Source organism: Microcoleus sp. AT8-A3, from assembly GCF_036705675.1.
GTDB lineage: Bacteria > Cyanobacteriota > Cyanobacteriia > Cyanobacteriales > Microcoleaceae > Microcoleus.
The window spans coordinates 38,394-60,714 of record NZ_JAUBVD010000041.1; the positions used below are offsets into that span (position 1 = coordinate 38,394).

Genomic DNA, 22,321 nt, shown 5'->3' on the forward strand with positions numbered 1-22,321 from the left:
ACATTTACATACCTGCGATTATCTCTGAAAGTATCGGTTTCATTGCTTGAATACTATATTTTTTCACACATCTTTCCCTAGCTTTCATTCCTTGTAAATTAGCCGCTGTCAAATTTTGAAATATCCATTGAATTTTTTGTGAAATTTGAGCGAGAGAACTCGGATCGACTAAATAACCCGTTCCTCCTAAAATTGATGGAATATCCCCCACTCGCGTAGATAAAACAGGCTTAGCCATTGCCATACCATCTGTCAGCTTGAGCGGAAACTGAGCCACGGCTGTGAGAGTTTCTCGCTGAGGAACAACGACAACATGAGCCGCCGCTACAACCGACGGCATCGTCTCCACTGGAAACCTTGGCAGTTTAATAATCCAACGTCCCCATTGTTTCACAAGTTTATCATCATAATCATCATAAGGACTCCCGCCGACGATCGCTAATTTTAAATCGGGTTCATTTAACTGTTCGAGGGCCATCAAAACATCCTCAACACCTTTGTGAGGTCGCGGCGCACCGGGAAACATTAAGATTCTATACCCGGACAAGCCGTAACGCTGTCTGCTCAATTCAGGATTGTATTTAGCAGGGTCGAACATTGCAGTATCCTTACCATTAGGCAAATATACACCACCAAAACGCTGTTGTAAAAACTCAGTATCAACGGTGACTGCATCCGCACGGTGAATGAGACCTTCCATCCACTTGAGATAGAGGGGATGATCTGGTTCTCTCAATTGACCGTTATGTTTAAAAATATCTCGATAAAGTTGTTTGAAAGAGGGACGGTATTGCCATTCATCTCCCCCGTACCAGCTCAGTTCCCAGTCGTCTATATCTAAAATTATAGAGTGGCGAGTCGCCAGTTTTTTTAGCAGTGATAATCCAAAGCTTGTAGGTTTAGGTTTAACTGCATAAATAATATCCCCATCTATTTTTTTCCAAAGTTTTTGAGCATCCATTAAAAACCCCGGATAATTTTTCCCCGGTATCGCACATACCGGGATGTCTCTGGGAGGAGTAGCGTACAATTCCTTGCCAAACTGAAATCCAACAACTTCTACATCACATTTAAGCTCTATCAAGACTTGAGCTAATAAAAAAGCACGAATTGCACCTCCTCCTGACAAATCGCTCACTACTAATGAAACTTTCACTGAGTATTTTGTTTAAAACATTTGTTTAATTTTCCTGCTTAACCGAGCTTTTGTCAAGGCGATGGGGACTCACGCACTCCCGACCAAAGCAACCAGGTTTTTAACCACGGGAAAGGGCAGCAACGCGTCTTTTGGTAAAAAAACACAATAATGAACCCAAGACTGTTATTCAAGCCAGCAATAATTCTTCTAGGTAAATTTTCGGATATGTTGAGGCTAATTTTTTTGTGTTTGGGCAAAACTTTGTTGCTTTTGATGCAGTTTGCCAACAAACTTTAATTATTTTAAACGCCAGGGATTGTTAAGTTGATTTGGTAAAAATATTTTAGCCGTGCGATCGACTATTCTAGTAAAGAGCGATCGCGTCACGTTCTTCGCGTACTGAGGGCGGTAAGGATAAGTGCAGTGCATTACTTTAATCGGTTTGTCGATCGTATAAACATCTTTCCACTTATCCAAGTAGTTGTAAACCGGGGACAAAGTTGTCATTTTCGGTTTCACTGATTCAACAGCCGCCGCAAAAGCTCCCTGGTCTTTCAACAGTAGCACATTTTGATGCGCCACTACCATCTCGAAATATTTCTTAAAGTTTATAAACAATTCCTGAGTTTTACTGCTTTTCGTAAAACCGATAAATCCGCCATTGTATTGAACGCTATTTTCATTTAGCGGCAACCCGACAGACTGCAAAGTTGACAGAATATCCTGCTTGACTCTTAATAAATTTGCAGCTTTAGCAATCGCAGGCTGCACATCTTCTGTTATCAGCAAATCTACTTCATCAAGATAGTCAAAAACTTCATATATTGGCGATAGCAAACAAATATCGCAGTCCAGATAAATAGTTTTCTCAAAAGGAGATTGTTGATACAAAGCCAGCTTAGCTAGCCGCGACGCTAAAACAGGATTTTCGTGAGACGGTGCAGGTTTCAATATGACATTTCCAAACACCTGAAGTAAAGGATATAAAATTAGAGGGACTCTATCTATTAAAATAATAATTGGTTCGCGGTGAAACTTCCTGACTGAAGCTAGAAAATGTATGCAGTCTTGAAATGAGTACAATCCAATTAAAATGGTGATAAATCCTCTATACATCTCTTTTCTCTAGCGATAGTAAAAATTGAAATTTAATAAGGCAATTAACTGTGTTTTTAATAACCTATAGAGATATTGCCAATGCTCAAACTGCAATTTATCCCAAACTTTATCCCAAAAGGTTCTTACTTGATTTTTTTGCCAGTCCCAATGAGCAAAAGAATGCTCCATACTTTGAGCGAGTTCCTGCCACCCGTCATTACGAATATTCCACCCAACTTTAGCAGTTGCTAACCCAATGGGATTACCGTCTTTTGTTTTGACTTTTTGCACTTCAAAAAATCTTCCAATCTTTCCCCATTCTTGAATAAACTGAATTTCTTTCCCATTGTCTCTCGCAATTACGAACAAATTTTCTTGAACAAAACTTACAGGTTCCAATGGTATTTCTAGCTTTTTTGCTAATTTATCAATTGCCTCTTTTCTACCTGGCAAAGATTGATTAGGTGGATGTTCTAGAATGGGAATAAACCCTTTACAAGTAATTCCTGACATCCATTCTCTCTCCGGCACTTTTCCTATGATTCTTGTATCTGCATCCACAAAGATTGCCACTCGGAATAATTCTAAGGCTTTTTTTAGTGCAAATCGTTTATCATTATAACAATAATCTACACCTTCGCGACTTTTTTTAAAAGCAAAAACATTCGTCAAATTCTGAAAGTCATTTGGGTAGTCAGTACAAACAACTAGCATCGTCCCTAGAGAATGAGTTTCTAAGTCTGCTGCTAGTTGTTTGGCTAATTCGCAATACTTTTTCCCAAAAGCTAAGGTGCAAAAACAAAAATCTTTGTGACTGTTTAACATTATTTTAGACTCAATTTTTGCACTTTTTTTATTTGAGTTTATGCTAAGTGTGACGCTTTTGATGCCACTGCCAAGCATGGGAGATAATATCCTTAATGTCGGGATATTCTGGAGACCAACCCAAGATTTCGATCGCCTTTTTGCTGCTGCCAACTAAAGCAGGCGGGTCTCCTGGACGCCGATCGCACTCAACAGCCTTAATCTCTTTTCCAGTCACTTGGCGAGCCGTTTCTATCACCTCTTTCACCGAAAACCCGCCCCCATTGCCCAAATTAAAAAAATCTGATTTGCCACCATTTAGCAAATATTCTAATCCCAAAATGTGAGCAGATGCCAAATCGTTAACGTGAATGTAATCCCGAATGCAAGTACCGTCAGGAGTATCGTAATCCGTGCCAAAAATCGCGATCGAATCTCGTTTACCCAAAGCCGCGAACAACACCAGCGGGATCAGGTGAGTTTCTGGATTGTGATCCTCTCCTAACAACCCGTTCGGGTCAGCCCCAGCCGCGTTAAAATAGCGGAAACAAACAGACTTGAAATCATACGCAGCGTCAAAATCCGACAAAATCCGTTCTACCATTAACTTAGTAGCACCGTAGGGATTGATCGGGTTTTGCGGGTGGTCTTCTGTGAGCGGGATTTTCTGCGGTACACCGTAAGTCGCGCAAGTAGAAGAAAACACAAATTTCTTCACGTCAGCAGCGATCATTGCTTCCAAAAGCGTAATAGTGCCGATGACATTGTTGCGATAATATTTAGCTGGGTCGGTAACAGATTCGCCCACGTAAGCGTAAGCCGAAAAGTGCATTACCGCATCAATCTTGTGCGTAGCAAACAAGTTATCGAGAAGAGTGCGATCGTTCGTGTCGCCAACTACCAACTCCACCTGCAAAGCCCGATCTACTAAATCTCTGTGACCGTAAACTAAATTATCCAAAATCACCACACCGTAACCGGCGTTTTTCAGCGCTAATACTGCGTGAGAGCCAATATATCCAGCTCCGCCCGTCACCAAAATAGTTGGTTTGTCTGCACTCATTTTATTCTGCCTGTTTTTGTAGCTGGGATTGCTAAGAGCCTTGTTAATTTGAGACTGCCACAACTGACGCCTTCACACTCCGCGTGAGCCGGAGAATTCAAGCGAAATATATAGGCTTTGCTGTGCCCGACGGGACGATCGCACTCCTAAAAAACGCTTTTTATACTCCAGATAGATGCTGACTGTGCAAGTCTTTGTTTTCAATCGATAAACTTGAGGCGACCAATTTGGATATAATCAAATATCCGATTGATTTGATGTCGATCCTCTTCTGAAATTTTATCATCTGACAGGATAGCCGAAGTCAAAACTAAGTGTTCCCTGCGAGTTATCTTACCAGACGCTACAATCCGATCGACTTTTTGAGAAATTGTTAAGTTTGATTTGTTGTGAGATGTTCGCATTTATTCGATCGCTTTTATGCCAAAATAGTTAAAGCCGATTGTAGTTATTGACTCAAAAATGGTGCGTACTCGACCGCAAATCAATTTGCTGGCACAGCAGAAATAACGTATCCGAGTTTTACATCCCAAGTTTTACATCCCAAGTTTTACATCCCAAGATAGATATGCGGACTTAATAAATCTGCAATCAGCCTTCGGATAGCGTTCAGAGTAACTTAATTATATAATATTTTTCCGAGAGAGGCACTTTTCTATGCAGGTTTATCGGCTTCCGGTACTGTCCGACAATTACATTTTTTTACTGCACGACCCCGATCGCCACACCGCAGCAGTCGTCGATCCAGCACGATCGCAGCCAGTATTAGAGCAACTGCGATCGCTCGGAGCCGAATTAACCGCAATTTTCATTACCCACCACCACAGCGACCACGTAGGCGGCAATCAGGAACTGATCGATCGCTTTCCCCAAATTAAAGTTTATGGTGGCGCAGAAGATAGAGGCAGAATACCCGGACAGCAAGTGTTTTTACAAGCGGGCGATCGAGTTTCTTTCGCCAACAGAACCGCCGAAGTCTTCTTCCTACCCGGCCACACAAAAGCTCACATCGCCTACTATTTCCCCCCCAGCAACCCCAGCGAAACCGGCGAATTGTTTTGCGGCGACACCTTATTTGCCGGCGGCTGCGGCAGGCTCAAAGAAGGCACTCCCGCCCAAATGTTAGCCTCTCTGCGGCAACTCCGAAACCTGCCCGATAGTACGAGAGTCTGGTGCGCCCACGAATACACGCTGAACAACCTGCAATTTGCCTTGAGTGTGGATGGCGACAATCCCGATTTACAGCAGCGCTTCGCCGAAGTCAAGGAAGCGCGCAGTCGATCGCAACCTACAATACCATCATCGATCGGCATCGAAAAAAGCACAAACCCATTTTTGCGCTGGGATTTTCCCAACCTCCAATCAGCCACCAACACCTCCGATCCAGTGCAAACCTTCGCTCGATTGCGCGGCATGAAAGACCAATTTTGACCCCCTCGCATCCAGGATACCCGCCACGTGATTCATCTCGCGCAAGTCAATGCTTCAATTCTAAAATCTAAAATCTAAAATCTAAAATTGATTGACCTTAACGTTTTTGTTTCTTCAGGTAACTCTTAAACTTGGTTGTCGGTTCCCTCAACCACTGGCCAAATGCTCTGTATTTTATCTTAAATCTCGACAACCAATTAAAATTCTTGGGAATTTTTTCCACTTCGTCCTTAAACGGTGTCTGAGACAACATATCGAGCCATAATTGATTGGGGGTTGAGCTTTCCCACGGTTTCGGTCTTGACATAAAGTGCATCACTTTACTTGACATATCATCAGTCTTGTGGTTGTTCCAGATTTGGTCTAATTGCTTCCACCTTCCCGCTAAAACAGAATTTAATGCACCCTGATCGTGATCCCCCCAAAGGTTTAATCGAGCGTTTTCCATCAACTTTTCGGACAGTTGCTCTTCCTCCCAAAGCTTCATGTTGTAAACTAAAACACCCGTATTGAAATAAGGGTTTCGATCTTGAGAATTGTTCGTATTTCCCCAGACATTGGGTGCGGCTGCTATCGGCATTGTTTGAAGATCGAGGTTCCACAGTGGATCTAAACTTCCCAGAACGATCGTGTCGCTGTCGAGCCAAATCAGCCTTTCTGTTTCCTTGGTATATTTTTCAGGCTGCAATTTAACGTAAGCAAGTTTAGAACCTGACAGAGAAAGAAGTTGGTCGTAACTAGATTGCAATTCTTGCCATTCAATCTGGTATTTGCAGCAATTCTGTAACTGTTCCTTTTGCTGTGGAGCTATGCCGGTAGATACAATGGTAATTTTTACCTGCTCCTGTCCCGATTTACTAACATTCAAATCTATAGACTTAAGAAGTGCTGCCAACCCCAGAATATAGTTGCGATCGCCGGCGGTGAATATGTGCATAGGATTAAGTTTGTGAAATTAACAAAGGTAAAAGGCGCGCGGTCAAACTTGACACAAACGTCGGCACGGGAGGAAGCAGGCTGCCCTGTATTGGGTAAATACGATCGCCCGTTTACCGTTGAGACGAACAGAACCTTGCCTAAATTTACCATCTGGTTAACGCAAAGAAACCGGGTTTTTAAGTAGGTAGGCGCAAATAAAGTTTACCACAATGTAACAGAAGGTAACGCGGGCGTAACCAGAGCGATTGCTTCGTTTCACTCGCTGCAAGAGAGGGCTTATTTATTTTCCAGCTTAATCTACTTATTTATCTGTGTGCAAGTGCCATCTGTTCGCGCGAAAACCAGCAACAGCAATGGGTAATATGCAGCAACACGGAAAACTGATGAGACGGACTAACCTGGTATTTGAAACAGCCAGAAAATTCCCCGTCGCCTCTGCCGAATCCCGCAAATGGTTCAGACGTGGGACTCTACGATAAAATAAATTGTCTAGATATCGATATTATTACCGCAGAACGATCGACATCCATCTTAGGTTTGAAGTGTCACCCTGCTCAAGTCAAAAGTTCCTCTGGTTATTTCCCTATTATTGCTCGCGATTTGCTTTTCCAAAAGTAAAATAAGCGTTGTTAGAAACCGATGCAAAACCCACGCAATACTGAACCCCAAGCAAAAATCGACCCCTCTGTTTCAACGGATTCTAACAAAGCGTTCTACCCAGCCCCGCCTTTGCCAACTGATGTAGGGATGGTTCTGCAATTGGCAGATGGTAGCATTCAGGGGTGCAATTGTCACGCCCAGGAGCTGTTGGGGATGACAGCAGAACAGATGCTCTTATGCACTTCAATCAACAGTCGCTGGCAGACTCTGCGTGAAGATGGCTCGGATTTTCCCGGCGAGACGCATCCGGCGATGGTGGCGCTGCAAACCGGGCAACCATGTTTAAATGTCATCATGGGCTTTTATCGGCCACAGGGAGAATTGATTTGGTTGACGCTCAATTCTCAACCTTTATTTCAGGGAGATCGATCGACTCCCTATGCGGTAGTAACAACCTTCACTCCTATCGCTCAGCCTCAACCCGAACCAGTCTGTAACGCGCCCGCGGCCCAACTGTCAGACACCCTCGAAAGTATTTCGGACGGGTTCTTTGCTTTGGATCGAGACTGGCGATTTACCTACCTCAATTCGCAAGCGGCGCGGTGGCTGAATCGACCCTCGAAAGATTTGATTGGCAACAGCATTTGGGAAGAGTTTCCCGAATCAGTGGGCAGTTTGTTTGAGATCGCATCTTGCACCATTCTCAAGAACGGGCAAGATGCCCGTTTCACAAAAGATGAATTTTCTTCTTGTGGAACAGGCATCTTGCCTGTTCGGGAACAAATTACGGTGAGTTTTGAATTTTTTGATCCGCCACTCAATGCTTGGTATGCGGTACGAGCTTATCTCATCCCATCGGGACTTGCCGTTTATTTTCAAGATGTCACCGAGCAGAAAGCGGATCGGGCTGATTCAATTAAACAAGCACAAACTTCGCAGCAACAACTAACAGAAATCGAGGCGATTTATGCTAGTGCGCCGATCGGACTTTGCTTCCTCGATACCGAGTTGCGGTTTGTCCGCATCAACGATCGGCTAGCAGAAATAAACGGAGTTCCAGCCGCCGCCCACATCGGCAAAACATTGCGCGAAATCTTGCCAGAAATGGCAGATGATTTAGAGCCACTTTACCGACAAGTTATTGAAACTAAAGTTCCACTTCAACAGCTCGAACTTAGCAGGACGAACTCAGCACAGCCGGGAGTCGATCGCGATTGGCTGTTGAGTGTCTATCCACTCAGGGCCGAGGACGATCGCGTCCTGGGAGTGAATGTGACGGTGCTAGAAATTACCGATCGCAAAGCTACCAAAAAAGAAATTGAACGGCTCAACCAAGAACTAGAGCGACGAGTCAATGAACTGGAATCGATACTTGATGCTGTACCCGTTGGCATTACGATCGCCCGCGACCCACAGTGTAAAGTAATTCGCGCTAACCGATTTGCCCAGTCGATGTTGAAAGTGCCGCCGGATACCAATGTTTCTGGAACCGGAGAGCAAGCCGCAACCCTTCCCTTTAGACGATTCCGCAACGGAGAAGAAATTCCAGGAGAACAACTCCCAATGCAACTAGCTGCGGCTTCCGGCGTCCAAGTGCGAGATGTGGAAATTCAAATGGTGCGCGAGGACGGGGTAGCCTTTGATTGGTTGGTGAATGCGGTGCCGTTATTTGACGAAGAGGGCGCAGTTCGCGGCTGTGTGGCGGCGTTTATGGATATTAGCGATCGCAAACAAGCTCTTGCTGCTTTGGGTCGTTCCGAGGAACGCTATCGCACTTTGTTTGAGTCCCTAGACGAAGGTTTTTGCGTCATCGAAATGCTGTTTGACGCCAACGAAAAGCCGATCGATTACCGCTTTTTGGAAGTCAATCCTGCTTTTGTGAAACAAACCGGACTCGAACAAGCTACAGGTAAAACGGTGCGACAGCTCCTTCCAAATCACGAAAATTATTGGTTTGAGATGTACGGCAAAGTCGCGCTCACGGGGGAACCATTGCGCTTTGAACACGGCTCGGAAGCCATGAACCGCTGGTTTGAGGTTTCGGCGTTCCGCACTCCTGAGCCGGACAGCCGCAAAGTTGCCATACTTTTCAAAGACATCAGCGATCGCAAACAATCGGAGAATCTGCTGCAGCAACAGTCCGAGCAACTGCGACTGTTCGTCAAACATTCGCCTGCGGGGGTGGCGATGTTTGACTGCCAGATGCGGTATATGCTGGTGAGCGACCGCTGGCTGGCAAGTTACGGGCTCGGCACTCAAAACATTGTGGGCCGATCGCACTACGACATCTTTCCCAATTTGCCCGATCATTTCAAACAAATCCACCAGCGCTGTCTGGCGGGAGCAGTCGAAACCTGCCCTGAAGAGCAGTTTCCCCGCCCTGATGGCTCGATCGACTGGGTGCGCTGGGAAATTCACCCTTGGCGAACCAACACTAATGAGATTGGCGGCATCATGATTTTTTGCGAAATCATCACCGAACGCAAAAACGCTGAACTCGCGCTCTCTGGGGCCAACCAACAAGTCAGCAATATTATAGAAAGTATTACCGATGCCTTTATCGCGATCGATTCACAATGGCGCTTTACCTACGTTAATGCCACAGCAGAAAAACTGCTTTCTCGATCGAGAAACGACTTGCTAGGTCGATCTATCTGGGAGGTATTCCCCGCCGAAAAAGAATCCTATTCAAGGGCATATCAAGAATTTCATCGAGTCGTTAACGAGCAAGTTTCTGTCAAGTTTGAAGAGTTCTCGCCCTCGCTCCAAATGTATATAGAAGTGAGCGCCTATCCTGCGGCCGAAGGACTTACGGCTTATTGGAGCGATATTAGCGATCGCAAACGCACGGAAGAAGAACTGCGACAAAAAAATGCGATTTTGAACGTAATTAACGAGTCAGCACCCACGCCCATTTTTGTCAAAGATCGAGAAGGACGGATTATTTATGCCAATCCAGCCACGCTGGAAATAATGGGCAAATCTGCTTCTGAAGTAATTGGTGGTCGCGATATCGATTTATACCCAGTAACAGAACTTGCAGTCGCAGTCACGGAAAACGATCGGCGGATTATGGAGTCGGGACAAACAGAAGTCCTCGAAGAATCTCACGATGGCATTCGCACATTTCTGGTAATGAAAGCTCCCTACCGCAATCAGGCGGGAGAAGTCATCGGCCTGATTGGCATCTCCAGCGAAATCACAAATCGCAAACGAGCCGAAGTCGCCCGGGAAGAACAAACTAAGTTACTGCAAGTCATCATTGACAGCATTGGCGATGGTTTAATTTTGGCAAACCAACAAGGGGAGTTTGTGTTGTTTAACCAAGCCGCAGTCGGGGTATTCGGTCAGCTATCGAATGAAAAATCTTGTGAGGAATGGTCGAACACCTACGGACTATTTTTGGCAGACCAAAAAACCCTTTTCCCCGCCGCTGAACTACCTCTAGCCAGAGCAATAAAAGGTGAATATGTCAATGATGTAGAGGTATTTGTCCGTCGCCAAGATGCTGAAGGTCGCTGGATCAGTATCAGCGGTTATCCGGTAGTTGATACTAGCAACCAAATCAAAGGCGGAGTGATTGTCTGTCGGGATATCACAGAACGCAAACAAGCTTTATCAGCGCTGCAAGAAAGCGAAGAACGATTCCGCACTATGGCTAACAATGCTCCTTTTATGGTATGGGTAACAGACTCCACAGGCTATTGCACTTTCTTGAGCGAAACCTGGTATGAATTCACAGGTCAAACTGAGGAAACAGGTTTAGGATTTGGTTGGATAAACGCGCTGCATCCAGAAGACCGCGAACAGGTCAAGAACGCATTTTTTACCGCCAAGGAACGCCAGGAACGGTACAGCGTTGAATATCGCGTCGGGCGCAAGGATGGCGGATATTCTTGGGCGATCGATGCGGCGGCTCCCAGATTTTCCGAAAGCGGACAATTTGAGGGTTATATCGGCTCTGTAATCGACATTACAGAACGCAAACAAGTGGAAACCGACCGTGATATAGTTCTCCAATTAGAACAAACTGCCCGCACGGAAGCCGAGCGAGCTAACCGCATTAAAGATGAGTTTCTGGCTGTGCTTTCTCACGAGTTGCGATCGCCCCTGAATCCGATTTTAGGCTGGTCGCAACTGCTCGTCGGCGGCAAGCTGAACGCCAGTCAAAGTGCCAAAGCTTTTGAGACTATTGAGCGCAACGCCAGACTGCAATCTCAATTAATCGAAGACTTGCTTGACGTATCTCGGATTCTGCAAGGAAAACTCAGATTGAATGTTGCTCCAATGAATCTGGCAACCATTATTCCATCTGCTGTGGAAACCGTGCAATTAGCAGCGGAAGCTAAAAAAATTCAAATCCAAACAATCTTAAATCCCGATGTCGGGCAAGTTCTCGGTGATACAAGTCGCTTGCAACAAATTGTGTGGAATTTGTTATCAAATGCTGTGAAATTCACGCCAGAAGGCGGTCGAGTAGAAGTTCGATTAGGGCAAATCGAACACCAAGCTCAAATTAAAGTTACGGACACGGGTAAAGGTATTCTTCCCGATTTCTTGCCTTATGTTTTTGACCATTTCCGACAAGAAGATGGCGCAACAACTCGCAAATTTGGCGGCTTGGGACTGGGATTGGCGATCGTTCGCCAACTGATCGAACTTCACGGCGGAACGGTGTTTGCAGAAAGCGCAGGAGAAGGTCAAGGAGCGACGTTTACGGTGAGATTACCGCTATTAAATGATGATTCTAGAAGGCAGGAGGATGAAGCCCTCAATTGGTCTGCTTGTCCCGCTCTCTCATCCTTGCCCCTAGCTGGATTGAGAATTTTGGTGGTAGATGATGAACTCGACTCGCGAGATTTTGTGGCTTTCGTGCTTGAGGAAGCGGGTGCAGAGGTGATTTCCCTGTCATCTGCTGCTGAGGCGCTAGAGTCGATCGAACAAACTGCACCGGATTTGCTCGTCAGCGACATCGGAATGCCCCAGATGGACGGATATATGTTGATCCATCGCATCCGCACTCAGCTTGCGCCTGAGTATCGGCAGTTGTTGGCGATCGCCTTAACGGCCTATGCTGGAGAAGCCAACGAGCGCCAAATTTTGCAAGCCGGATTTGACAAACACTTAGCCAAGCCGATCAATTCGACCCAGTTAGTTGCTACTGTAGCGCGATCGATCGCCCGTGAGCGCCTTGAAAATAAAGCCTGAGCGATCGGTAAGACATGGCACTGTAGTTGATTTAGCTCATTACAGCACCCGCGTTTTGCGTAATTTCAAACTGAATTTGCCCCTTAAAAATATTATCCCTGTTTCTTCCCTCGAACGTCGAATCTCGAACCTCGAATCTCAACATCCATCCATTAAATCCGTTAAATCCCTTACATCCGCTACATAATCCGTTGCCGAACTCCCTTGCGATCGCCCCTAAAACTTCGCTATTATAAAAAGTTGCAGTTAAAACCCCACAACCCACGATCATGGCCAAGCGCGTTCAATTAGTTTTAAATAAAGATGTCAGCAAACTCGGCAAAGCTGGCGACGTAGTAGAAGTAGCCCCAGGCTACGCCCGCAACTACCTAGTACCCCAAGGCATGGGATTTAAAGCCACTCCAGGCATTCTCAAGCAAGCAGAGCGCCGCCGTGAAGAAGAAAGACTGCGCCAGCTAGAGCTCAAGCAGCAAGCTGAAGTCCGCAAAACCGCCCTCGAATCGGCTGGGCCTTTCATCATTTCCAAGCAAGTTGGCGAAGCTGACGCGATTTTTGGTACTGTTACCAACCAAGAAGTAGCAGAACTGATTTTCAACTCTACCAGTCAAGAAGTCGATCGGCGCGGCATCACTCTGCCCGAAATTCGCCAAACTGGTACATACAAAGCTGAAATCAAACTACATGCAGAAGTTACTGCCGAAGTTGATATTCAAGTTGTTCCGATGTAATTAAGAGTTATCAGTCATTAGTTGTTAGTCATTAGTCATTAGCTAACAACTAAGCACTGCTAAGTAAGGACTCAGTAACGCTAACTTGCAGATTGAGAACCGGAGCATCTCTGCAGAGAGTAAGAAGCATTTTTTCAGGAGTGCGAGATCGAGAGAGCGTGAGTCTGGTATAAACGCGAGCTCGCGACAGATCGCACTCCTACAAAACCTTACACTGATAATAACTAATGACCCCGCCGGAAAAACGGACACAAGCCCCGACGCTCCTGATGGTCGAACCTACAATTTTAGGATATTGTTCAAGCTCCCAGATTCATCTGTAGAGTAAATCTAAAATCGAAAATCGAAAATCGAAAATCTACAACCTAAAACCTAAAATCGAAAATCTACAACCTAAAACCTAAAGCCGAAAATCTAAAACCTAAAACCTAAAACAGAAAATCTAAAATCTAAAATCTAAAATCTAAAATCGACTGACTGAGGACTATTGACTAATGAGCGATTTGATGCCGACAAATATAGAGGCAGAAGAAGCAATTTTGGGCGGGATTTTAATTGACCCCGAAGCTATTTCCCGAATTGCCGAACTGCTGCGCCCGGAGTTTTTTGCCATCACCGCTCATCAAGTCATTTATCGATCGGCATTAGGGCTATTTTTACAGGGCCAACCTACCGATTTAATGACGGTAACAACTGCGCTAACCGACCGCAACCAGTTAGAGCAAGTAGGAGGACTAACTAAATTAGCACAATTAGTCGATCGCACAGTTTCCGCAGTCAACATCGACCAATATGCAGTTTTAGTTGAAGACAAATATCAGCGCCGCAAATTAATCGAAGCTGGCAACAACATAGTACAATTAGGTTACGAGACAGCAGTACCGCTAGAAACAGTCTTAGACCGCGCCGAACAAGAAATTTTCAGCATAACTCAAGAACGCCCGCAACAGGATTTAGTGTCGATCGGCGAAACACTAAACCAAACATTTCAAGACCTAGAAAATCGCAATGAAGGCCTCACACTTCCCGGTATTCCGTGCGGTTTTTATGACTTAGATGCTATGACAGGAGGCTTTCAGCGATCGGATTTAATCATCGTTGCAGCCAGGCCGGCGATGGGCAAGTGCCAAGCAGCCTCTACCGTAATAGTAGAAAGTGATGGAACTGTTTCTAGTATAGAACAAATCTATCAAAAACGTCAAGCTGAATTACTAACATTAGGAGAAGATTGGCAATTTCACCTAACTAGACCATCAGCTTTTATAGATGATGGAATTAAGCCTGTATTTCGGGTTACAACAAGACTGGGACGATTTATAGAAACTACAATTACACACCCATTTTTAACAATTAAGGGCTGGCGGCAGTTGAGGGAAATACAAGTAGGCGATAAGATTGCTGTTCCCCGCAGGATGAATGTTTTTGGTAAAGAAACCATCCGAGACTGTGAAGTTAAATTATTGGCTTATCTAATTGGCGATGGGTGTTTGACACGCAGCGCGCCACACTTCACCAATGGAAATACTGCTATACTACAAGATTTTGCTGAAGCTGCTACTAGCTTCGGAGGTCTTAAGCTGCGATTTAACGATAAAGGGAGACGCGCACCAGAATATTATGTCATGGGCGATCGAGAAAGTTACACAGATAGTATAAAAAACTTTGGTTATAATTTAGAACTAATCCTTTTAAAACGAAATTTTGACTCTAAAAAATTAGCGCTAGAATTGAAAGTTCCACCGCGATTAGTCCGGTCTTGGGTGGAAGGAATAGCATTTCCCAATCAAGAATTATTTAGTGGCATTTGCAGAGTTTTAAGAGTAGATCCAGAACACCTTGCCGATGAGGGAATGGATGTTATTAATACAAGTCATAAAAATCCCCTGAGAAATTGGTTAGAAAAGTTAGGTCTGATGGGAAAAAATGCTCATGAGAAAACCGTACCGGACATAGTGTTTAGATTGCGGCGATCGCAAGTTGCCCTTTTCCTCAACCGCCTCTTTTCAACTGACGGCTGGGCAACCCTACTTACCAGCGGTCAATCTCAACTAGGCTACTGTTCTGTCAGCGAAGGACTAGCCAGACACGTACAGCATCTACTGCTGAGATTTGGCATCATTGCAGCCCTCAAAAAGCGTTCTGTCAAATACAAAAATACTCGTAGACCAGCTTGGCAAATCGATATTACTGATGCAAAATCAATCAAAACATTCATATCAGAAATTGGCATTTTTGGCAAAGAGGTAGCCTTATTCAAAGTAAAAGAAGCATTAGAAAATAAAGAATCTCACAATAACCGCGATTTGATTCCTGTAGAGGCGTGGGAATACCTAGCATTAGCAAAAGGCAACGAATCTTGGGCATCCTTAGCAAAACGCGCAGACATCAAAGGTCACTCAAATATCCACGTTGGTAAACGTGCGCTGTCCAGAGAAAGATTTTTAGTTTTAGCAACGGCTTTAGATAATTTATGGCTGAAAAAACTGGCAGATAGCGAGGTTTACTGGGATGAAATAGTTTCTATCGAACCGATGGGAAACAAGCAAGTTTACGACTTAACTATCCCGGAGACACACAATTTTGTGGCTAACGATATCTGCGTTCACAATACAGCTTTCTGTACCAACATCGCCCATCACATCGCCGCCGGACAGCAAAAATTGCCGGTTGCCGTTTTCAGCTTAGAAATGTCGAAAGAACAGCTAGTGCAGCGTATCCTGTCGAGTGAAGCCAAAATAGAAAGCAACAGGTTGCGATCGGGTAGAATCAGTCAAAACGAATGGGAACCAATCAGTACAGCCATTGGCAATTTATCAGAACTACCACTATTTATTGACGATACTCCCAATATTACCGTCACAGAAATACGATCGAAAGTCCGCCGCCTCCAAGCAGAACAAGGCGGAAGCCTAGGATTAGTCTTGCTAGATTACCTGCAATTAATGGAAGGTACTAGCGACAACCGTGTGCAAGAACTATCTCGAATTACCAGAAGTCTTAAAGGTTTAGCCCGCGAACTCAACGTGCCGATTATTGCCTTATCTCAGTTGAGTCGAGGTGTGGAAGCGAGGACAAACAAGCGGCCCATGATGTCTGATTTGAGAGAAAGCGGCTGCTTAACAGGTGATAGTTTGGTAATGCTAGCAGATACTGGTGTGCGCGTACCAATTCGTGAATTAGTAGGAAAATCGGGCTTCACAGTTTGGGCGCTCAATGAAGCCAGCATGCAGTTAGAAAAAGCCGTTGTTAGCAATGCCTTTGCTACAGGTGTTAAGCCTGTACTAGGGCTGCAAACTCGTTTGGGAAGGGCAATTAGAGCCACTGGCAATCATAAGTTCTTAACCATTCACGGCTGGCGGCGATTGGACGAGTTAAAAATAGGCGATCGCATTGCCCTACCTAGATACATATCAAGTTCCTTCATCCAATCGATGGACAATGCCGAAATAGCCTTGCTAGGACACATGATTGGAGACGGATGTACTCTACCTCGACACGTTATTCAATACACTACTAGAGAGGAAGATTTAGCCAATAAAGTTGCAAATCTTGCAATAGAAGTCTTTGGAGAGCGAATCATACCTCGTATTTGTAAAGAACGTGATTGGTATCAAGTTTATCTTCCTGCCGCCTATCATCTCACACATAATGTGAGGAATCCTGTAACTGAATGGCTAGATGCTTTAGGTGTTTTTGGTCTGCGTTCTCACCAGAAGTTTGTCCCTAATCACATATTTGAGCAGCCTCAAGAAGCAATAGCTTTATTTTTACGCCATCTCTGGTGTACTGATGGTTGCATAAAAACAGGTAGAGATAAATGTCATTACCCTAGTGTTTACTATGCTTCCAGTAGTGAAAAATTGGCAAGAGATGTTCAGTCACTCTTACTCAGACTTGGTATCAATGCCCGCTTATTTTTAAGCCCCCAGCCAGGGAAAGGGCGAGATCAACATCAAGTTTGGGTAACAGGAAGACCTGATTTAGATAAGTTTATTCATTTGATTGGTGCAGTAGGTAACTACAAACAGCAAGCTCTGACAGAAATTGCAGAATACATTGAAATTCGTTCTAGCAATACTAATAGAGATGTCATACCGCGTGATGTGTGGAAAATGTATGCTGTTCCTGCTATGCAGCAATTTGGTTTAACTACACGCCAGATGCAAGCACAGCTTGGCAACTTATATTGTGGTACAACCCTTTACAAACACAACCTTGGTCGGGAACGAGCCTTCAGATTAGCTACAATTGTTAAATCTGATGAACTTGCCATCTTATCTAAGAGCGATATTTACTGGGATGAAATCGCCTCAATAGAAGTTGATGGTGAAGCTGAGGTTTACGATTTAACCGTGCCTGCACTGCATAATTTTGTCGCTAATGACATCATAGTTCATAATAGTATCGAGCAAGACGCAGATTTAGTAATTATGCTCTACCGCGATGAATATTACAACCCTGACTCGCCCGATCGCGGAATTGCAGAAGTAATTATTACCAAACACAGAAACGGGCCCACAGGAATCATCAAACTATTATTTGACGCCCAATTTACCTGCTTTCGCAATCTGGCATCTCCGAAGCGATCGTAAATCAACCAGAACATACACAGAAACCCGGTTTCTTAAAAAAAACCGGGTTTCTAAATACCGTAAAAGTTTTACGTTGAATGAGATTGAGCTACCTAGCCACCGATTCTCAACAATTCCACATCAAAAATCAGCGTAGCATTAGGAGGAATCACCCCGCCCGCACCGCGAGCGCCGTAACCGAGTTCAGGGGGAATAATCAACTTGCGCCGGTCTCCAACTTTCATCGTACCGACACCTTCATCCCAACCCTTAATTACTTGACCCACGCCAATTTTGAACTGAAAAGGTGAATTGCGATCGCGCGAACTGTCAAACTTCGTGCCATCCTCCAAAGTTCCCGTGTAGTGTACGACAACCGTCTGCCCGGTTTTTGGAGTCGCCCCCTTACCCTCTGTCAATTCAACATATTTCAGACCTGAATCTGTGGTGACAGTTTTCTCAGTATTAACAGTTTTCTCAGTATTATCAGTCATGTTATTGCCAGCGATAGTAGCTGGTACCTTCGGTAAAGTAGCATCAGCTACTAGCAAGCTATTTTCATTCAAAGACGGCGCTGACAACTTCTCAATAGCAGTCTCGGGTAAAAGATTGTTCAATTCGGCTGCAACTGCTTGGGACCCAGAACCGCCCATTTGAGCGACTATCAAAAACAAAAAGCAAACCAGCATTACTCCCAAGCTGACTAGAACTCCTCGCAAAATTAATCCTCCTAATACTTTTAACCGCGATATCTCAGATATCTAAGACATCTAGTACAACAAGAACTACCAAATTTTATCTGAACTTTTCCACCAAAAAACGGCAGGTACCAGATAATTTTAAAGGCAAAAGTATGAAGTCAGAATGTTTGTAATTCTACATAAATGGCTTCTACATAAGTGCCTTTTTTAGCCTTCTGCCTTCGGGTGACAATCTTATCACAAGATAGCAGCGAACTTCTCACGGGCGTTAGCGAAGCTTGCAGAAGAGGATCGAACTCAGCGCCAGTTACGGTTTTCTAAATCCCGCATCTGACGTTCCAAACGATCGAGCCTTCCCCGCAACTCATCCATTTCGGACTGTCGGGGGACTCCCATATCTTGCAGCATATTCCGTAGTTGCCGCTGCAACTGCGTCTCCCAATTCCCCTGTTCAGACTTGATGTGCTCGGTCATGTCATCGACAAAGGTTTTGGCTTGCTCAGGATTGATTTTGCCATCTTTGACCCATTGCTCGCTGACTTCCTGCAATTTCTCTGCCACCAGGGAGGTAGTACCAATGCCCAGCATTACCAGTTGTTTGAGTAAGTTGCTATTGTTATCCATAGATTTTTCCTAATGTTTGCCCTTTGATACCCGATCGGCTCAGGTCGCCTGCAGTCGCTGCGAAACCATCTGTAAACTTAAAGTTACATCAGCGCACACCTACCTTTCTATTTTGGAGCATCCAGCCGCCTGATGGCGAGGCGATCGCCCATTCTCGGCGTTCGGAAAACCCGCTAATGAGCCTACCCACCACATTACCCCATCACCCTGCTGTCTATGCCTGATTGCCCCCGCTGTCACCAACCTGTAGACGCCCAAGCGCTCGCCTGTCCACACTGCAAAATCCCCCTCAAAGCTTTCGGTCATCCGGGTATCCCTCTTTATCGATCGAAACCCGAAGAATTTCTGTGCGCTACCTGTATTTATCACGAAGACGATACTTGCAACTACCCGCAGCGTCCTTTTGCCAAAGAATGCACGCTTTATCACGATCGAGCTGAGCCACTTGTGCCACAGACGATTCCTTACAGCAGCGGCGACGGGCTGCAATCAATCAAAAATTGGTGTCAGCGCCATCTGGTTTGGTTAGCATTATTAGGTTTAATTATTATTAGCATTGCTCTGTCGATTTAATCTCACATCTTGCACCATTCTGAAGAACAGGCTTTCCGGTCTGTTCCACAGGAGATTAATTTTCTTGTGGAACAGGCCGGAAAGCCTGTTCATAAAAGGCTTATTGACAATGGTACAACATCTCAGTTTAATCTGATTGTACAAAGCGTAGAATAGAGAGATATCTGTTAATCTGGGTTGCTCTATTATTCTCTAAATTATTCATGAGCTACGTATTCGGCATCGACGGCGGCGGCACTAAAACAATCTGCCTTTTAATGGATGACAACCACCTTGTTTTAGGACGGGGTGAAGCAGGGCCGTCCAATTATCAAACCCTGGGAATTGAGACAGCCAAAGAATCCATCCAATTGGCGATCGAACGAGCAGTTCTGTCCGCTAAAATCGAGACGAATAGCAATCTCAACATAGAAGCAATTGGTCTGGGACTAGCAGGCGTCGGGCGTCCAAAAGATCGTGAAATAGTGCAATTTGTAGTGCAGAACTTGCAGTTGACGAATACTTTACCAGTAACCCGATCGTTCCTGCCCAGGAATATAGTAATTAGCAGCGACTGCGCGATCGCACTTGCTGGCGGTACAGGTTATCCAGTAGGTATCGCCGTTATTTCAGGAACAGGTTCGATTGTTTTCGGGCAAAACCGTCAAGGAAAAACTAAACGAGTCGGCGGTTGGGGATATATTTTAGGCGATGAAGGCAGCGGATATAACATTGCCCTTCAGGGTTTGCAAGCTGCTTTGAAGTTCTATGACGGACGCGAAGATTTTACCGTGCTTGCGGAAAAATTTCAAACGCATTTAGGCCTCAATAACCTAGAAGAATTGGTAGAAGTCGTTTACGGGCGCGGTTGGGGAGTCAAAGAAATTGCTGCTTTAGCGCCGATTGTCCAACAAGCCGCAGCAGAGGGCGATCGCGTCGCTGACTGCATTATCAATAATGCTGTAGCAGAATTAACCTATTCAACCAAAATAGCCATTTCAGCGCTATTTAACCAAACAGAAGAATTTGAAATTGTGATCGTAGGAGGTGTGTGGGGTGGAGAGGCAAATTGCCGAGGTCGGTTTGAAGCAGCCATAAGTGCGATCGCCCCAAAAGCTAAGGTAATTTCGCCCCGATACGAACCAGCTTTCGGTGCTGGATTGCTAGCCTTAAACGCTCTCAACAATTAATTGTTGACTGTTGACTGTTGACAAGCGAAATATTTTACACCTACTTTCCAGCTTCCAGATTCATCTGTGGAGTCAAGTCTAAAATCTAAAATCTAAAATCTAAAATCTAAAATCGACTGGCTGTTGACTATCTTCCTTATCTTCCCGATCGCCCCTGTATTGGGGATTTTCTCGATTTTTCCAAATTTTCAACTTCTTGATTATCAACCTTATCTTCCCAACTGGTAGAATTCCAGCCTGCCATAATCAAAACATCAGATGAATGCGAAACCAGAAACAAATTTAGCAGTAGTGCGTTCCTAAGTAAACAAAAACCGAAGCAAGGAGACAATTTATATGATTACTTCTCAAAAATGGCGTTCAGCAACAGCAGCAATCCTCGCACTGGGCATTACAGTGGGAACCAGCGCGCCGCTGGTGGTAGCTACTCCCGCAGAAGCCCAACAAAGAATTTCCCAATTTGATAGCATCCGAATTCCGTCGGGCAGTGTAATTCCAGTTAGGTATGAAAAAGACAAAATAGTTGTCACCCGCGAAGAAACTTCACCTTTAACTTTAACAGTAGCGCAAGACATCCGCACACCTCAAGGCAGAGTGTTAATCCCCGGAGGCAGCCAGATAGTCGGGGCACTGCAACCTGTCAGAAGAGGCAATCAAATCGGTACTCAATTTGTTGCCAGAGAGTTAATTATCAGCCGCCGCCAACGCTATCGGATTGATGGCTATTCGGGAATTATTACCCGAACCGAAAGAGTCCAAAAAGGTGCTGGCACAGGTTCAGTAGCGCAAGGTGCAGCCTTGGGTGCTGCTGCTGCGGCTGCACTCGCAGGCATTACCGGCGACAAAGCGATCGCGACTGAAGAAGTATTGGGAGGCGTTGGGATCGGCGCTTTAGCTGGAGTATTGTTGGGGCGGCGCAGCGTTGACGTGCTGGTGATTCGCCCGGAACAAGATTTGGCAGTGAGATTGCGATCGGACATCGTGCTCCGCTAATATTGGTATCTTCCGAATCAATTATTTGCAGTAAAACATTGTCGATCGCTAACTTGTGGTCTCCCGATAATTGGCTAGGCATACTTTTAAGGTTGTGCCTAGCCATGTTTGTTGGCGGAATTATTGGATGGGAGCGCCAACTCAGAAATAAACCAGCGGGATTGAGAACTCATATGCTAGTTAGTATGGGTTGTGCGCTGTTTGTTTTAATGCCGCTGGCAATGGGGAAAAATGAAAACGGAGGAGATGCTGTAGCGCGCGTAATTCAAGGCGTTGCTGCCGGGATTGGGTTTTTGGGAGGCGGAGAAATCCTGCGGCAAAATCGACATGAAATAGGCAAAGTTGAAGTTCACGGGCTCACATCTGCCGCCGCTATTTGGGTGTCAGCAGCTTTAGGAACGGCTGCAGGATGCGGGTTGTGGCAACTGGCCTTAATTGGCGCTTTAATGTCGCTCTTTGTTCTGAGAGGAATTAAAGAGTTAGAGCGTCGAAGTCGTAGGAAATAGTCTCAGTGATGATAGAAAATCGGGTATTATAACCGTTATAACGTTTGGAGTGACGACGGAAGTACGAGCTAGTTTTATCCCACATTCCGCAGATATTCAAGCAGATTTAATTTCAAAGGAATTCATAATTGCCAAAACCTCAAATGATTGCTATGCAATCATTTGAGGTTTTTTT

17 protein-coding genes are annotated in these 22,321 nt (G+C 45.0%); 9 read left to right on the plus strand and 8 right to left on the minus strand.

What is annotated here, in order from left to right:
- Window positions 1-4 precede the first annotated feature (4 nt).
- The 5 genes from QUB51_RS21390 to QUB51_RS21410 form a co-directional block, all read right to left on the minus strand.
- Window positions 5-1,156: a glycosyltransferase family 4 protein gene (locus QUB51_RS21390; protein WP_333053824.1), complete on the minus strand. Its 1,152-nt coding sequence runs from the start codon at window positions 1,154-1,156 to the stop codon at window positions 5-7.
- A gap of 279 nt (window positions 1,157-1,435) precedes the next feature.
- Window positions 1,436-2,254 (minus strand): hypothetical protein, encoded by an 819-nt coding sequence (locus QUB51_RS21395; RefSeq protein WP_333053825.1) that lies wholly within the window; start codon window positions 2,252-2,254, stop codon window positions 1,436-1,438.
- Window positions 2,255-2,263: 9 nt separating this feature from the next.
- A complete protein-coding gene (locus QUB51_RS21400; protein ID WP_333053826.1) occupies window positions 2,264-3,139 on the minus strand; it encodes a hypothetical protein in 876 nt (291 codons plus the stop codon).
- The gene (galE, locus tag QUB51_RS21405; protein WP_333053827.1) at window positions 3,105-4,103 is read right to left on the minus strand and encodes a UDP-glucose 4-epimerase GalE; all 999 of its coding nucleotides are present in this window, start codon (window positions 4,101-4,103) and stop codon (window positions 3,105-3,107) included. The genes QUB51_RS21400 and galE overlap by 35 nt, the downstream gene beginning before the upstream one ends.
- 200 nt (window positions 4,104-4,303) lie before the next feature.
- Window positions 4,304-4,507: a hypothetical protein gene (locus QUB51_RS21410; protein WP_190659093.1), complete on the minus strand. Its 204-nt coding sequence runs from the start codon at window positions 4,505-4,507 to the stop codon at window positions 4,304-4,306.
- Window positions 4,508-4,760: 253 nt separating this feature from the next.
- On the opposite strand from QUB51_RS21410, the gene gloB reads away from it, so the two are divergent.
- Window positions 4,761-5,534: a hydroxyacylglutathione hydrolase gene (gene gloB / locus QUB51_RS21415; protein ID WP_333053828.1), complete on the plus strand. Its 774-nt coding sequence runs from the start codon at window positions 4,761-4,763 to the stop codon at window positions 5,532-5,534.
- 97 nt (window positions 5,535-5,631) lie between these two features.
- On the opposite strand, the gene QUB51_RS21420 is transcribed toward gloB, so the two are convergent.
- Window positions 5,632-6,471: a glycosyltransferase gene (locus QUB51_RS21420; protein WP_333053829.1), complete on the minus strand. Its 840-nt coding sequence runs from the start codon at window positions 6,469-6,471 to the stop codon at window positions 5,632-5,634.
- Window positions 6,472-6,878: 407 nt separating this feature from the next.
- Between QUB51_RS21420 and QUB51_RS21425 the strand changes: the two genes are divergently transcribed.
- From QUB51_RS21425 to QUB51_RS21440, 4 genes are all read left to right on the plus strand, one after another.
- Window positions 6,879-7,091, plus strand: a complete 213-nt coding sequence (locus QUB51_RS21425; RefSeq protein ID WP_333263225.1) for a hypothetical protein — start codon at window positions 6,879-6,881, stop codon at window positions 7,089-7,091.
- A 21-nt stretch (window positions 7,092-7,112) separates the two neighbouring features.
- Complete coding sequence (locus QUB51_RS21430; RefSeq protein ID WP_333263228.1) at window positions 7,113-12,281, plus strand: PAS domain-containing protein; 5,169 nt, start codon at window positions 7,113-7,115, stop codon at window positions 12,279-12,281.
- A 269-nt stretch (window positions 12,282-12,550) separates the two neighbouring features.
- On the plus strand, window positions 12,551-13,009 hold the full coding sequence (rplI, locus tag QUB51_RS21435) for a 50S ribosomal protein L9 (RefSeq protein WP_333053831.1): 459 nt from the start codon (window positions 12,551-12,553) through the stop codon (window positions 13,007-13,009).
- 494 nt (window positions 13,010-13,503) lie between these two features.
- Window positions 13,504-17,601, plus strand: coding sequence for a replicative DNA helicase (locus QUB51_RS21440; RefSeq protein ID WP_333263230.1), 4,098 nt, complete (start codon window positions 13,504-13,506; stop codon window positions 17,599-17,601).
- 92 nt (window positions 17,602-17,693) lie between these two features.
- Here the strand turns inward: QUB51_RS21440 and QUB51_RS21445 are convergent, their stop codons facing one another.
- Window positions 17,694-18,299 carry an FKBP-type peptidyl-prolyl cis-trans isomerase gene (locus QUB51_RS21445; RefSeq protein WP_333263233.1) on the minus strand — a complete coding sequence of 202 codons (606 nt, stop codon included), beginning with the start codon at window positions 18,297-18,299 and terminating at the stop codon, window positions 17,694-17,696.
- 279 nt (window positions 18,300-18,578) lie between these two features.
- Window positions 18,579-18,905 carry a phasin family protein gene (locus QUB51_RS21450; protein ID WP_333053835.1) on the minus strand — a complete coding sequence of 109 codons (327 nt, stop codon included), beginning with the start codon at window positions 18,903-18,905 and terminating at the stop codon, window positions 18,579-18,581.
- Between the two features lie 216 nt (window positions 18,906-19,121).
- Here QUB51_RS21450 and QUB51_RS21455 point away from each other — a divergent pair, with 216 nt between their 5' ends.
- From QUB51_RS21455 to QUB51_RS21470, 4 genes are all read left to right on the plus strand, one after another.
- Window positions 19,122-19,478 carry a zinc ribbon domain-containing protein gene (locus QUB51_RS21455; RefSeq protein ID WP_333053836.1) on the plus strand — a complete coding sequence of 119 codons (357 nt, stop codon included), beginning with the start codon at window positions 19,122-19,124 and terminating at the stop codon, window positions 19,476-19,478.
- A gap of 203 nt (window positions 19,479-19,681) precedes the next feature.
- A complete protein-coding gene (locus QUB51_RS21460; RefSeq protein WP_333053837.1) occupies window positions 19,682-20,647 on the plus strand; it encodes a BadF/BadG/BcrA/BcrD ATPase family protein in 966 nt (321 codons plus the stop codon).
- Window positions 20,648-20,983: 336 nt separating this feature from the next.
- On the plus strand, window positions 20,984-21,640 hold the full coding sequence (locus tag QUB51_RS21465; protein ID WP_333053838.1) for a hypothetical protein: 657 nt from the start codon (window positions 20,984-20,986) through the stop codon (window positions 21,638-21,640).
- A gap of 104 nt (window positions 21,641-21,744) precedes the next feature.
- Complete coding sequence (locus QUB51_RS21470) at window positions 21,745-22,146, plus strand: MgtC/SapB family protein (RefSeq protein WP_333053839.1); 402 nt, start codon at window positions 21,745-21,747, stop codon at window positions 22,144-22,146.
- Window positions 22,147-22,321: the final 175 nt, after the last annotated feature.